Source organism: Promicromonospora iranensis (assembly GCF_028994775.1).
Lineage (GTDB): Bacteria > Actinomycetota > Actinomycetes > Actinomycetales > Cellulomonadaceae > Promicromonospora > Promicromonospora iranensis_A.
Genome location: NZ_JAJQMN010000007.1, coordinates 151,119 through 162,608 on the forward strand (window position 1 = coordinate 151,119; position 11,490 = coordinate 162,608).

The window sequence follows — 11,490 nt, forward strand, 5'->3', positions numbered from 1 at the left end:
GCCCGGCGCGGGACGGTGCTGTCAGCGCTCCACGCCGAGGTCCTCGATCACCTCGACGCCCGGCATCGAGCACAGCAGCGGCCCCGGCATGAGGAGCTTGGACCTGCGGATGCCGGAGCCCATGAGCGCCGTCGTGCCCGCCTCGGCGAACCGGGAGTCGACGAGCACGCGGTACCCCTCGGGGAGGCCGACGGGCGTGATGCCGCCGTACTCCATGCTCGACTCGGCCACGGCGCGGTCCATCGGCAGGAACGAGGCCTTGCGCACGTCGAGCAGCTTGCGTACCCGCTTGTTGACGTCGGCGAACGTGCTGGCCGGCACGACGCACGCCGCGACGCGCTCGTCCTCGCCCCGCTTGCCGGCCACGAGCACGCAGTTGGCCGACGCCTCCGGGGGCAGGCCGTGCAGCTCGTTGAGCGTGGCCGTCTCGGCGTGCTCGGGATCGATCTCCGTGACGGCGACCTGGCTCGCGACCCGCGGGTCGGCGTCGGCCCAGGTGGTCAGGGCCGCGAGCACCGGCTCCGCGAGGAGCTCCGGGTGCTCGAGCGCCGGTGCCCAGGCGAGGTCGCCCAGCGTGGGCAGGGTGGCGTTCTCGCTCATCGGCTGTATGTCGCCGTCAGCGTGGCGCGCCCCAGCAGGTGGAAGTACACGTTGAACGCCACCTGCGCGTTGGTGTTGTCCGGGCCCAGCCCCAGCTCGCCCGGCTCCACGTCGAGAGCGTGCACGGCGAAGATGTACCGGTGCGGGTGGTCGCCGGGCGGCGGGCCGGCGCCCTCGAAGCCCGGGGTGTGACCGTCGCTGTACGTGTGGAACGCCCCGGCGGGCAGGCCCGAGCCGTCAGGAGTGCCGGCGCCCGTGTCGAGTGACGTCACGTCGGCCGGGATGTCCACGACGGTCCAGTGGTGGTAGCCCATCGGCGTCGGCGCGTCGGGGTCGTAGCAGGTCACGACGAACGACTTGGTGCCCTCGGGGAAGCCGCTCCACTCCAGCGCGGGGGAGATGTTCTGGTCGTGCGCGGCGTGCGCGTCCGGCATGCGCTCGCCGTCGGTCAGGTTGCTGCTCGTCAGCGAGAAGGACGCGGGAGCGGGCAGCAGCGTGTAGGGGTCCGGCGGGTAGGGGCGAGTGAAGTCCATGACCCCACTCTGCCGAATCGCCGGTCCGGGTGCCAGCGACTGCGGTCCTGACCCCGACCTGGCCGAGCCGGTGGTGCTGGCCCCGGCCCGGATCGGTGCAGCATGATCGGCGCATGATCATCAGGTCCTCCGCCGCGCTGGTGCGGCCGGGCATGCTCGACGAGTTCCGCGGCTTCGTCGAGGCCGGCAGCACGGTGTTCGCGACGTTCGACGGTTTCCTCGGCGACGAGATCGTCGTCGGACCGGACACCCTGACCTACGTGAGCCGCTGGCGGGACACCGCGGCGCTCGTCGGATTCGCCGGTCCGGGCTGGCGTACCGAGCCGGTCGTGCTGGAGGACGAGGACCGCTTCCTGGTCGCGCCGCTGCGCGTGCGGCACGTCGAGCTCCGGCAGGCGGGGCCGGACGACGCTCCCGGCATCGCCGACGTCTGGCACGCCGCCTGGGGCGACGGGCACCACGGCCTCGTGCCGCCGACGCTCGAAGCGGTCCGCACGCGCGAGTCGTTCGGGCCGCGGGCGGCGAGCCGGGTGCCGAGCACGACGGTGGCCGTGGCCGACGCGCAGCCTGCGGACGGAGGACCGGCCGACGGCGGTGTCGTCGGCTTCGTCACCGTCCACGACGACGAGGTCGAGCAGGTGTTCGTCTCGGCGACACACCGCGGCTCCGGCCTCGCCGCGTACCTCCTGTCCGACGGCGAGGACCGGGTCGCCGCGGCGGGGCACGCAGAGGCCTGGCTCGCCGTCGTGGCAGGCAACGGGCGGGCGCGACGGTTCTACGAACGCCAGGGCTGGTCGGACGCCGGACCGCTCGACTACCAGGCGGAGACCACAGCGGGCCCGGTTCCGGTTCCGGTGCGCCGCTACGTGAAGCGTCTGGCGGGCGAGTGACGACGCCACACGCCGGGAAGTGGTCCCTGGCCGCCGGCAGGTCGCTGGCGGACTCGCCGCCGCAAGGTCGACGAGCCGGGCGAACCGGCAGTTCCACTGCGCTGACGGAGTTCCTCGACGGCTGACGGCGCCGGCCGGTAGGTCCGGCCGAGCAATTGACCGAACTCACTGACTTCGGTCCGTTGCTCTGAGATCGGTCAATCAACCGACCGATCTCAGAGCAACGGACCGATCTCGACGAGCGGCCCGGTGCAGGGGACCGATCTCGACGAGCGGCCCGGTGCAGGGGACCGATCTCGACGAGCAGCTCGGTGCAACGGACCGATCTCACCGGGCCGCGACCCTCACAGCCGTTCGGGGCCGGTCAGTCCACCCGCAGCAGGTGGCGGAACGCCGTCCGGGCACGCTCCGGGCTCGGCTCGTCGCCCGTGATGAGGTCCGCGTACGTGAGCGACTCGGACACCCGGACCAGCAGGTAGGCGAGCTCCTCGGGGGTGATGGTGCCGCCGAACGGCTTCTCGCCCAGGTCGCGCACCACGAGCCACTCGACGGTGGCGACGAACCGTTGCTGGATGGGACTGTCCGCGGTCGTGAGCAGCCGCAGGGAGCGGGCCGGCTCCCTGCGCAGGAACGCGCGGAAGTAGTCGGCGACGATGAGGTCGTGCGCGAAGGTGGTCAGCAGCCCCGCCAGCCGTTCGGCGCCGGTCAGGTGCTCGTTCGCGCGCTCGGCCTGCACGAGCGTCGGCACGGCGAGCGACCACAGCACCTCGCTGAGCAGCGCGTCCCGGTTGCCGACCCAGCGGAACACCGACGTACGGTCCACACCGAGCTGCGCGGCCAGCGGGCCCATGTCGATGCGGTAGCCCTCGATGAAGGTGTCGCGGGCGAGGTCCAGCACGCGCTGTGCCTCGGGGCGGGTGGCCAGTCGAGCGGAGAGGCGGCTCGGCGCGGCTTCCAGTCCGACGGTCGCGATCGACGTCGTTGTCATGGCGGCTATCCAACCGCGACCGGGGCTCCGGTGCAACAATATGCGAAATGATGCATACGGGACATCCGCGGAAGATGCGCACTCTATCCCGCGGAAAGGCGACGTGCTACGGTGCTCCACACAAACCGACCAGACGGTACGGAGGTATGCGTGGCTGACAACGTCGTCGCCGGTGAGGCCGAGAACGGGCCCGGGCGCAGGTTCGAGCGCAGGTTCGAGGGCAGGGTCGCGCTGATCACGGGTGCGAGCCGGGGGATAGGCCTCGCCATCGCCCACCGCATCGTGGCGGAGGGTGGCCGGGTGGTGGTCACCGGGCGCTCCGCCGACACCCTGAAGGAGGCGGTCGCCGAGCTCGGCCCGGACCGTGCCCTGGGCATCGCGGGCAAGGCGGACGACGCCGGGCACCGCGCGGACGCCATCGCGCAGACGATCGACCGCTTCGGGCGCCTGGACCACCTCGTGAACAACGCCGGGATCAATCCCGCCTACGGGCCGCTCGCGCAGCTGGAGGCCGGCGTGGCCCGCAAGATCCTCGAGGTGAACGTGATCGCGGCACTGGAGTGGACCCGGGAGGCGGTCGCTGCGGCCGCAGGGGCGGCGTCCGCAGACAGCGCTGCGACCGCGACCGGCGTGCCGCTGCGCTCGATCGTGAACATGGCGTCGATCGCGGGGACGGCGGCCGGCCCGAACATCGCCTTCTACGGCGTCTCCAAGGCGGCCCTGATCAACCTGACCGTCCAGCTCGCCGACGAGCTCGCCCCGGCCATCCGCGTCAACGCGCTCGCGCCCGCGGTGATCAGGACGCGGCTGGCGCGTGCCCTCTACGAGGGTCGCGAGGAGGAGGCGTCCGCCGCCTACCCGCTGCGCCGGCTCGGGGTCCCGGACGACGTCGCCGGCCCCGCCGCGTTCCTCCTGTCCGACGACGCCGCCTGGGTGACCGGCCAGACGCTGCTGGTCGACGGCGGCGCCAGCGTGCGTGCCGCGTGGTGAGCCGTCCGGTGAATGCGGTGGCGACGGTGAAGGATGTGCCCATGCGCACCACGAACGTCCAGGACCAGGTCCTGCGAGCCGCTCTCGACCTCTTCTCCACGCAGGGGTACGCGACCACGAGCGTCCAGGAGATCGTCGCTGCCGCCGGCGTCACCAAGGGGGCGATGTACCACTACTTCGCCTCCAAGGACGACCTGCTGTTCGCGATCTACGACCGGCTGCTGTCCCTGCAGAAGGCGCGCCTCGAAGAGATCGTCGCCGCGGGTGCCGAGCGGGGCGACGGTGTCGAGGAGGTGCTGCGCGCGGTCTGCGAGGACGTGATCTCGACGTCGATCGAGTTCCTGCCCGAGGGCACGGTGTTCACGCGCAGCCAGCACATGCTCACGCCCGAGCGCCAGAAGGAGGTCAAGCGGCGTCGGCGCGAGTACCACGAGGAGTTCGAGGCGCTGCTCCGGCGGGGCATCCAGGAGGGCCTGTTCCGCGACGACGTGCCCACGGCGATGCTCATCGCGCACTTCTTCTCCGACGTGCACTACCTGTCCCAGTGGTACTCGCCCACCGGGCCCGCGACAGCGGGCCAGGTGGCGGAACAGATCACCGAGCTGTTCCTGCGCGGCATCCGGGCGACGACATGAGCAGTGACATGAGCACCGGCACAGAACTCAGAGAGGAACGACACGTGAGCGTACCCACGGCGATGAAGGCGTGGCGGGTGGTCTCCCACGGGGAGCCCGAGCAGGTGATGGAGCTGCACGACGTTCCGGTGCCCGAGCCGGGTCCGGGCGAGGTGCTGCTGCGGGTGCGGGCGGTGGCGGTGAACTTCCCCGACGTCCTGCTGGCCCGCGGTGAGTACCAGGAGCGGCCCGAGCTGCCCTTCGTGCCGGGTATCGAGCTGTGCGGCGACGTCGTCGCGCTGGGCGACGGCGTGACCGAGGGCGAGCGGGTGCGGGTCGGCGACCGCGTCGTCGGCTCGAAGATCGGGGTGCTGGCGCAGTACGCGACGGTGCCGGTCGAGGCGGTGCACCCGGCGCCGTCCTCCCTGGACGACGCACAGGCCGCTGCCCTGACCATCGCGTATCAGACCGCATGGTTCGGGCTGCACCAGCGGGGCGGGCTGCGGGCCGGCCAGACGCTGCTGGTGCATGCCGCTGCGGGCGGCGTGGGTACCGCCGCGTGCCAGCTCGGCCGGGCTGCGGGAGCCCGGGTGGTCGGGGTGGTGGGCAGCGAGGCGAAGGTGGAGGCAGCCCGCGCCGCGGGTGCCGACCAGGTGTTCCTGCGCGACGACGACTGGGTCGCCGAGCTGCGCAAGCCCGGCGTCGACGTGGTGTTCGATCCGGTGGGCGGCGACTCGTTCGAGCGTTCGACCCGGTGCATCGCGTTCGAGGGCCGGATCGTGGTGGTCGGGTTCGCGAGCGGGCAGATGCCGAAGGTGCGGGCCGACCTGGCGCTCGTGAAGAACTACGGCGTGCTCGGCCTGCACTGGGCGCTGTACCAGAAGCGGCGGCCCGACCTCGTGGACGCCGCCCACGCCGAGCTGGACAAGCTGGCCGCGTCCGGCGCGGTGCGCCCGGTGCTGAGCGACGTGGTCGGGTTCGACCAGGCGCCCGCCGCGGTGGCGCGGCTGGCCGGCGGCGCGACGACGGGCCGGCTCGTGGTCAAGGTGGCCGACGACGCGGTGGCCGAGGAGGTGGCGGCATGACCGGGCCGAGCGTCACCGCGATGCACGACCTGACCGGGCAGGTGGCACTGGTGACGGGTGCCGCCCGCGGTATCGGCGAGGCATACGTGCGCATCCTGCACGACGCCGGGGCGAGCGTGGTGATCACCGACGTCCTGGACGCGGAGGGTCAGGCGCTGGCCGACGCGCTGGGGGAGCGGGCCCGGTTCGTGCACCTGGACGTGACCGACGAGGAGGCGTGGGACCGCGTGGTCGGCCAGGTGGTCGACGAGCTGGGCCGCGTGGACGTCCTGGTCAACAACGCGGGCATCGCGAACGCGGCCCCGATCGAGCACTTCACGCTCGCCAAGTGGAACGCGGTGATGGCGGTCAACGCGACCGGCGTGTTCCTGGGCTGCCGGGCGGTGGTGCCCACGATGAAGGCCGCCGGACGCGGCTCGATCATCAACATCTCCTCGGTCGAGGGCCTACGGGGCAGCTGGAGCCTGCACGGGTACACCGCCTCCAAGTTCGCGGTGCGTGGCCTGACCAAGTCGCTCGCGGTCGAGCTGGGCAAGGACGGGATCCGGGTGAACTCGGTGCACCCCGGCCTGGTCCTCACCGAGATGAGCGTGAAGATCGACCCCGACGCGCTGGTGATCCCGCTCGGCCGGCCCGGCGTACCCGCCGATCTCGCCGGGACGATCCTGTTCCTCGCGAGCGAGGCGTCGGCGTGGATCTCCGGTCAGGAGATCGTGGTGGACGGCGGCATGACGAGCGGGATCCCGCACCGCGGCTGACCGGCGGGACACAGTGGGCAGGTAGTGGGGCGGGCAAGCGGTGGCGGGCAGGCGGCGGGTAGGCGGGTAAGGAGGCGGGTGGATCAGCAGGCCGGTGCCCCGGGCAAGGAACATACCGGCCGGTCGGTTTTTCAGATAGAGTTCTGGCACGTTGCAGTGCCGCAACCGTCCGACACGAAGAGGTGCCGATGACAACGACGACCAGCGAGACAGCGTCCAGCAACACAGCAGACAGCCCGCCCCGGCTGGAGGTGTCGGGGCTGACCGTGACGTTCGGCGGCCTCACCGCCCTGGACGACGTGTCCTTCACCGTGGCCGACGGCGAGATCGTCGCGCTCATCGGCCCCAACGGCGCCGGCAAGACCACCGTCTTCAACGCCGTGTGCGGCCTGGTCCGCACCCGGCGGGGCGAGGTCCGGGTGGGTGGCGTGCCCGCGCCGTCGTCGACCACGGGGCTGCTGGGGGCCGGGGTGTCCCGGACCCTGCAGGGTCTGGGGCTGTTCGAGCACCTGACCGTGCTGGAGAACGTGCTGGTGCCGCTCACCAGCGTCGGCGCGAGCACGAGCACGAGCGTGGACACCGCCCAGGAGGTGCTCGGCGCCCTCGGCCTGAGCGCCCTGGCTGCCGTCCCCGCCGGGACGCTGCCCTACCCCGAGCGCAAGCGTGTGGCGCTGGCCCGCGCCCTGGTCACCCGGCCGCGGCTCCTGCTGCTGGACGAGCCGGCGGGCGGGCTCGGGGCCACCGATATCGACCAGCTCGCACAGACCGTGCGCACGGTGTCCGACGGCGGGTGCGCCGTGCTGCTCGTGGAGCACCACGTCGACTTCGTGATGGACGTGGCCGACCGCGTGGTGGTGCTCGACTTCGGGCACGTCATCGCGTGCGGGACGCCCGACGAGGTCCGCCGGGACCCGGCCGTCGAGGAGGCGTACCTGGGGGTGCCGGTCTCGGCCGGCGGGGCGCTCGGACGGGAGGAGCGCTCGTGAGCACCCTGACGATCGAGAAGCTCACCGTCGGCTACGGCGACGGCGCCCCCGTCCTGGACGGCCTGGAGCTCGAGGTGCCCGACGGCGCCGTCGTCGCCCTGCTCGGGGCCAACGGCGCGGGCAAGACGACCCTGCTGCGCTCCCTGATGGGCCTGGTGCCCGCCCGCGACGGGCGCGTGCTGCTCGACGGCGCCGACCTGACGGACCTGAGCACCGAGGACCGGGTGCGGCGCGGCCTGGGCCTGGTGCCGGAGGGTCGCAGCGTCGTGGTCGAGCTGACCGTCGCGGAGAACCTCCGGCTCGGCGCCCTCTGGAAGAAGGGGCGGAAGAACAAGGGGCCGGCGCGCGAGGCCGCCGTCGGGCAGATGTACGAGCTGTTCGAACCGCTGGCCAGGCGCCGCGACGCCGCCGGCCACACCCTGTCCGGCGGCGAGCGGCAGATGCTCGCGCTGGCCCGCGCCCTGGTCGGCGAGCCCGACGTGCTCCTGCTCGACGAGCCCTCCCTCGGGCTCGCGCCCCTCGTGGTCGCCCAGCTGCTCGGCGTGCTGCGCGACCAGGCGGCGGCCACCGGCCTCACCGTGCTCCTGGCCGAGCAGAACGTCACCGGCGCGCTGTCGGTCGCCGACCGCGGCGTCGTCCTGTCCCTCGGGGAGGTCGTCGCCGACCGCCCGGCCGCCGAGCTGGCCGCCGACCCCGCCCTCCGTCATGCCTACCTGGGCTTCTGAGATGGCTTCCGAGATGGCTTCCGAGATGGCTTCTGAGATAGGTCCCGCCATGGAAAGACTCGTGTTCCTCCTGTCGACCGGGCTGGCGCGCGGCGCCGTGCTGGCGCTCTTCGCCCTGTCGCTCGTGATCGTCTACCGGGCCGCGCGGGCGGTGAACTTCGCCCAGGCCGCCATGGCGATCGTGCCCGTGTACGTCGCGTTCGCGGTCACCGCCGCCAGCGGCTCGTACTGGTTCGGGCTGGCATCCGCGCTGGTGGTCGGCGCGCTGCTGGGCGCCGTCGTCGAACGGTGGCTCCTGCGCCTGGTGCCCCAGGACAACCCGCTGCCCGGGATCATCGTGGCCATCGGCCTGGTCATGGTGCTCCAGGCCGGGCTCGCCATCGCCTTCGGACCCGACCACCGGCCCGTGCACGCACCCTTCTCGCAGCGACCCTTCGAGATCGCCGGTGTGGGCGTGCTCAGCCCGTACGACCTGTTCGTGCTGGTCGTGGCCGCCGTCGTCATGGGCGCTCTCGCGATCCTGTTCAACCGCACCACCATCGGCCTCCAGCTGCGCGCCGCCGCCTTCGCCCCCGAGACCTCCCGGCTGCTGGGCGTCCGCGTGCCCCGCATGGTCACCCTCGGCTGGATGCTCTCCATCGCCACGGCGGCGCTCGCGGCCCTGCTGCTGGTCCCCACGGGCCTCGGCCTGGACCCGCACGCCGCCGACGTGCTGTTCGTCAACGCCTTCGCCGCCGCCGTCATCGGCGGGCTCGACTCGCCGGTCGGGGCGCTGGTCGCCGGCCTGGTGGTGGGCGTGCTCGCGAGCCTCGTGACGGGGTACGCGTCAGCCGCCACGGCGCCGCTGGCGGTGCTCGCCCTGCTCACGGTCGTGCTGCTCGTGCGACCGCACGGGCTCTTCGCGGCGAGGGAGGCGCGGACCGCATGAGCGCCCATGACCTGAAGACCCGCCTGAGGACCCGTGACCTGAGGACCGGTCCGAAGACCCGAGGGACGAAGCTGCTGCTGCGAGCCGGCCTGCTCACGGTGCTGGCCCTGGGCGCCACCTTCCTGCTCGACCCCTACCGCAACTACCAGCTCGCGACCTCTGCCGGGGTGTTCGCCGCCGTCGCCGGCCTCACCCTGCTGGTGGGCCTCACCGGGCAGCTCTCCCTCGGGCACGCGGTGCTGATGGCCGCCGGCGGGTACGGGTACGCCCTGACCGCCACCTGGGTGGCCGGCACGCTGGCGGGCGCCGACGGAGAGGTGGCCGACGGCGTCGTCGGCTGGCTGCTGCCCCTGCTCGCCGGGGTGGCCGGGGCGCTGGTCACGGCGGGGGTGCTCGGCCTGCTCCTCGGGCTCGCGGCGGCCAGGCTGCGTGGTCCGTACCTGGCGGGCCTGACGCTCGCCCTGGTGATCGCGCTGCCGTCGGTGGCCAGCACCATCCCCGCGCTGTCGGGGGCGCAGGGCGTCAGCGCCCCGTTCGTCCCCGTGCCCGACGCCCTGTCCGCCCTCATCGCGGTGGAGCAGTGGCACGCGTGGCTCGCGATCCTGGTGACCGCGTGCGCGGTGACGCCCCTGGTCGCCCTGCGTTCGGGGCGTGCGGGCCTGCGCATGCGCGCGGTGCACGACGACGAGACGGCGTCCCGGCTCGCCGGCGTCGACCCCGGCCGGGTCAAGACCGGGGCGTTCGTGATCAGCTCGCTCGCCGCGGGCCTGGGCGGCGTCGTGCTCGCGATCGTCACGCAGCAGGTCAGCCCCGGGGCGTACGGCCTCGGGTTCTCGCTACTGCTCGTCGTGGCGGCGGTGGTGGGCGGGCTCGGCTCGCTCGGCGGCGCCGCCATCGGCGCGGTGCTCGTGACGGTGCTGCCCTGGGTGGTCGACCAGGCCACCGCGGGGCTGCCCGCCGATCTCAGCCACCGCCTGCAGGGAAACCTCGAGATCGTCCTGTTCGGCGTGGTCGTCATCGTCGTCACGATCCTCTGGCCGGGCGGGCTCTCCCGGCTTTTGCAGACCACGAAGTTCTTCCGGAACACGAAGCTTTTCCAGAACACAGAGAGGTGATCGGAATGCGCACCACACGATCCATGAGCACGGTGGCCGTCCTCGGCCTGGCTGCCGCCACGGCGCTGTCGGCCTGCTCCACCCCGGCGGCCGCCGAGGTGCCGGGCGTCACCGACGACAAGGTGGTCATCGGCACCCACCAGCCGCTCACCGGCCCGGCCGCGGCCGGCTTCGCGTCGATCTCGGCGGCGACCGCCGCCTACTTCGAGCACGTCAACGCGAACGGCGGCATCCACGGCCGCCAGATCGAGTACGTCGTCAAGGACGACGGCTACAACCCGGCCAACACCCAGACGGTGGTCCGTGAGCTGGTCCAGGAGGAGGAGGTCTTCGCGATCGTCAACGGCCTGGGCACACCCACGCACTCCAGCGTGCTCGACTACCTGGACCAGAACGGTGTGCCCGACCTGTTCGTCGCCTCCGGCTCCCTGACGTGGAACCAGCCGGACAAGTACCCGAACACGTTCGGCTTCAACGCCGACTACGTGACCGAGGGTGCGGCCCTGGCGCAGCACGCGGTGGACACCGACCCGGACGCCGTCGTCTGCGTGCTGGGTCAGGACGACGACTTCGGCGAGGGCATCCTGCAGGGTGTCGAGCTGGTGGTGGGTGACGGTGAGGTCGCGACCAACCAGACCTACTCCACCGCGGACCAGGACGTCACCGCGCAGCTGGGCGCCATGAAGGAGGCCGGCTGCACGCACAACGTGCTCGGCACCATCAACGGCTTCACGGCGCTGGCCGTGGGCACCGCCGCGCAGATGGAGTGGTTCCCGAAGTGGCACGTCTCGTCGTCGGGCGCGGACTACCCGACGCTCGTCGAGTACCTCGGCGAGGAGGGCACGCCGGCCCTGGAGGGCCTGGTCTCGGTGAACTACCTGCCCAACAGCCCGTCGTCCGAGTGGTACGAGCTCTTCTCGGAGATCAACGAGGAGTACAACGACGGCGCGCCCTACACGGGCAACACCACGTACGGCATGAGTGTGGGTTACCAGTTCGCCGAGGCGCTGGCCGCGGCGGGCGAGAACCCGACGAGGGAGTCGATCGTGGCGGCGGTGGAGTCCGGTGAGCTCGTGGGCAACGGCATCGCGCCGCTGACCTTCTCCGCGGACGACCACTTCGCCCACCGCACCGTCCGGATCGCCGTCGTGGCCGACGGCATGCAGGACTTCACGGACACCGCCTACGAGGTGTCCGAGAGCGGCGCCGCCCCCGTGGAGCCGGAGCAGGCTCCGCTCGAGAACGAGGGCATCCCGGCCACGGAGTGACCCGGCCCGA

12 protein-coding genes and 1 pseudogene are annotated in these 11,490 nt (G+C 72.4%); 10 read left to right on the forward strand and 3 right to left on the reverse strand.

Annotated elements, in window-relative coordinates; genetic code table 11:
* Window positions 1–21 precede the first annotated feature (21 nt).
* Both LUU90_RS14755 and LUU90_RS14760 read right to left on the reverse strand, forming a co-directional pair.
* Entirely contained in the window at window positions 22–600 is a 579-nt protein-coding gene (locus tag LUU90_RS14755) for a YbaK/EbsC family protein (protein WP_275004191.1), read from the reverse strand.
* Window positions 597–1,133 carry a YbhB/YbcL family Raf kinase inhibitor-like protein gene (locus LUU90_RS14760; RefSeq protein WP_275004192.1) on the reverse strand — a complete coding sequence of 179 codons (537 nt, stop codon included), beginning with the start codon at window positions 1,131–1,133 and terminating at the stop codon, window positions 597–599. The genes LUU90_RS14755 and LUU90_RS14760 overlap by 4 nt, the downstream gene beginning before the upstream one ends.
* A gap of 113 nt (window positions 1,134–1,246) precedes the next feature.
* Between LUU90_RS14760 and LUU90_RS14765 the strand changes: the two genes are divergently transcribed.
* Window positions 1,247–2,023, forward strand: coding sequence for a GNAT family N-acetyltransferase (locus LUU90_RS14765; protein WP_275004193.1), 777 nt, complete (start codon window positions 1,247–1,249; stop codon window positions 2,021–2,023).
* A 364-nt stretch (window positions 2,024–2,387) separates the two neighbouring features.
* On the opposite strand, the gene LUU90_RS14770 is transcribed toward LUU90_RS14765, so the two are convergent.
* A complete protein-coding gene (locus tag LUU90_RS14770; RefSeq protein ID WP_275004194.1) occupies window positions 2,388–3,011 on the reverse strand; it encodes a QsdR family transcriptional regulator in 624 nt (207 codons plus the stop codon).
* Window positions 3,012–3,161: 150 nt separating this feature from the next.
* Here LUU90_RS14770 and LUU90_RS14775 point away from each other — a divergent pair, with 150 nt between their 5' ends.
* The 9 genes and pseudogenes from LUU90_RS14775 to LUU90_RS14815 all read left to right on the forward strand — a co-directional run bounded on the left by LUU90_RS14775 (window position 3,162) and on the right by LUU90_RS14815 (window position 11,480).
* Window positions 3,162–4,001, forward strand: coding sequence for an SDR family oxidoreductase (locus LUU90_RS14775; protein WP_275004195.1), 840 nt, complete (start codon window positions 3,162–3,164; stop codon window positions 3,999–4,001).
* Window positions 4,002–4,042: 41 nt separating this feature from the next.
* Entirely contained in the window at window positions 4,043–4,636 is a 594-nt protein-coding gene (locus tag LUU90_RS14780; RefSeq protein WP_275004196.1) for a TetR/AcrR family transcriptional regulator, read from the forward strand.
* Between the two features lie 44 nt (window positions 4,637–4,680).
* A complete protein-coding gene (locus LUU90_RS14785) occupies window positions 4,681–5,700 on the forward strand; it encodes an NADPH:quinone oxidoreductase family protein (protein WP_275004197.1) in 1,020 nt (339 codons plus the stop codon).
* Window positions 5,697–6,458: an SDR family NAD(P)-dependent oxidoreductase gene (locus LUU90_RS14790; RefSeq protein WP_275004198.1), complete on the forward strand. Its 762-nt coding sequence runs from the start codon at window positions 5,697–5,699 to the stop codon at window positions 6,456–6,458. The genes LUU90_RS14785 and LUU90_RS14790 overlap by 4 nt, the downstream gene beginning before the upstream one ends.
* Window positions 6,459–6,646: 188 nt before the next feature.
* A complete protein-coding gene (locus LUU90_RS14795) occupies window positions 6,647–7,444 on the forward strand; it encodes an ABC transporter ATP-binding protein (protein WP_275004199.1) in 798 nt (265 codons plus the stop codon).
* A pseudogene (locus LUU90_RS14800) lies at window positions 7,441–7,947 on the forward strand (ABC transporter ATP-binding protein); the annotation flags it as partial. The gene LUU90_RS14795 and the pseudogene LUU90_RS14800, both read left to right, overlap by 4 nt.
* A 271-nt stretch (window positions 7,948–8,218) precedes the next feature.
* On the forward strand, window positions 8,219–9,097 hold the full coding sequence (locus LUU90_RS14805) for a branched-chain amino acid ABC transporter permease (RefSeq protein WP_275004202.1): 879 nt from the start codon (window positions 8,219–8,221) through the stop codon (window positions 9,095–9,097).
* Window positions 9,094–10,212 (forward strand): branched-chain amino acid ABC transporter permease, encoded by a 1,119-nt coding sequence (locus tag LUU90_RS14810; protein ID WP_275004203.1) that lies wholly within the window; start codon window positions 9,094–9,096, stop codon window positions 10,210–10,212. Before LUU90_RS14805 ends, LUU90_RS14810 begins: the two co-directional genes overlap by 4 nt.
* 5 nt (window positions 10,213–10,217) lie before the next feature.
* Window positions 10,218–11,480, forward strand: coding sequence for an ABC transporter substrate-binding protein (locus LUU90_RS14815; RefSeq protein ID WP_275004204.1), 1,263 nt, complete (start codon window positions 10,218–10,220; stop codon window positions 11,478–11,480).
* Window positions 11,481–11,490: the final 10 nt, after the last annotated feature.